The 1,758-nt window shown below is 74.8% G+C and carries 1 protein-coding gene; it reads left to right on the top strand.

Features of this window, described 5'->3' with window-relative positions; all coding sequences use genetic code 11:
• A partial coding sequence (locus ABD369_RS40460; RefSeq protein WP_344641639.1) for a polyketide synthase dehydratase domain-containing protein occupies positions 1–1,758 on the top strand: 1,758 nt, incomplete at both ends.

Genomic DNA, 1,758 nt, shown 5'->3' with positions numbered 1-1,758 from the left:
CCCAGCTGCACGTCCGTGGCGTGAAGGTGGACTGGCAGGCCGTGTTCGCGGGCACCGGCGCCCAGCGCGTCGACCTGCCCACCTACGCCTTCCAGCGCGAGGCGTACTGGATCGACCGCACCACGCCGATGGTCACCGACGCCCGCGCGATCGGTCTCGGCTCGGCCGACCACCCGCTGCTGGGCGCCGCCGTCGCCCTCGCCGACGGTGACGGCTTCTTCTTCTCCGGCCGGCTCTCCCTGCAGACCCACCCCTGGCTCGCCGACCACGCCGTCGCCGGCACCGTGCTGCTCCCGGGCACCGCCTTCGTCGAACTGGCCGTCCGGGCGGGCGACCACGTCGGCTGCGACCGGCTGGCGGAGCTGACTCTCGAGGCGCCGCTGGTGCTGCCCGAACACGGCGGCGTACAGGTGCAGTTGTGGGTCGGACGGCCCGAGACCTCGGGCGCTCGTCAGCTGACCGTCTACTCCCGCCCGGAGGACGCCGACGACGCGGAGCCGTGGACCCGGCACGCCGACGGTCTGCTCTCCTCCTCGCGCGGCGCCGTCCGCAGCGGACACACCACCGACTTCGACCCCGCCCTCTGGCCGCCGGCCGACGCCCGGCCGGTCGAGCTGTCCGGCTTCTACGAGGCCCTGGCAGCCGCCGACTTCGGCTACGGTCCCACCTTCCGGGGTCTCGGCGCGGCCTGGCTGCGCGGTGACGAGATCTTCGCCGAGGTCGCACTGCCCGAGGAGGCGGCGGCCACCGCGCCCGCCTTCGGCCTGCACCCGGCGCTGCTCGACGCGGCCCTGCACGCCACCGCGCTGGGCGGTTCGACCGGCGAGAGCCAGGGACGTCTCCCGTTCTCCTGGAGCGGTGTCGCGCTGCACGCCGTCGGCGCCGCCGCACTGCGGGTGCGCATCGTGCCCGCCGGCCCGGAGTCCGTCTCGCTGACCGCGTTCGACGCCTCGGGCGCGCCGGTCTGCGCGGTGGAGAACCTGATGCTCCGCCCAGTGGCCGCCGACCAGCTCCAGAACACCGGCAACCGGGCGGCCGCGCCCAAGGACTCGCTGTTCGGTGTGGAGTGGACGGCCGTTCCGCTGGCCGAATCCGCCGACAGCGCCGCCGAGCGGCACACCGTGGTGGGCGTCGACCGGCTCGGGCTGGCCGTCGCAATGCTCGTCGCGGGCCACGCCGTCGACACGCCGCAGGACCTGGGCGCCCTGGCGGCGCGCCTCGACACCGACGGCCAGGCCCCCGCCACCGTGTTCCTCCCGCTCGGCTTCGGCGGCGGTGCCGAACAGTCGGCCGCCGACGTCCGGGCCGCCGTGCGCAAGGCGCTCGACCTCGTACAGGTCTCGCTGGGCCAGGAGGCATTCGACGGTTCCCGCCTGGTGGTGGTCACGCGTGGTGCGGTGGCGACCGGTGGCGAGGAGACGGTGTCGGATCTGGCATCGGCCGCTGTGTGGGGTCTGCTGCGTTCGGCGCAGTCGGAGAACCCGGGCCGGATCGTGCTGGTCGACCTGGACGAGGACCCGGCCTCGCTCGGCCTGCTGTCGGGTGCCGTCGAGAGCGGTGAGCCGCAGCTGGCGCTGCGTGCGGGTGCGGCCTTCGCGCCGCGTCTGGCGCGGGTCCCGGCGGTTGCCGAGGCCGAGCCGCTGGTGCTGGACCCGGAGGGTACGGTGCTGGTGACGGGTGCGACGGGCACCCTCGGTGCGCTGTTCGCCCGGCATCTGGTGACCGAGTACGGTGCGCGCAGGTTGCTGCTGGTCTCGC

It is taken from the genome of Kitasatospora cystarginea (genome assembly GCF_039533515.1).
In the GTDB taxonomy this organism is placed as follows: Bacteria; Actinomycetota; Actinomycetes; order Streptomycetales; family Streptomycetaceae; genus Kitasatospora; species Kitasatospora cystarginea.
This window is presented reverse-complemented; position numbering and strand designations above follow the sequence as displayed.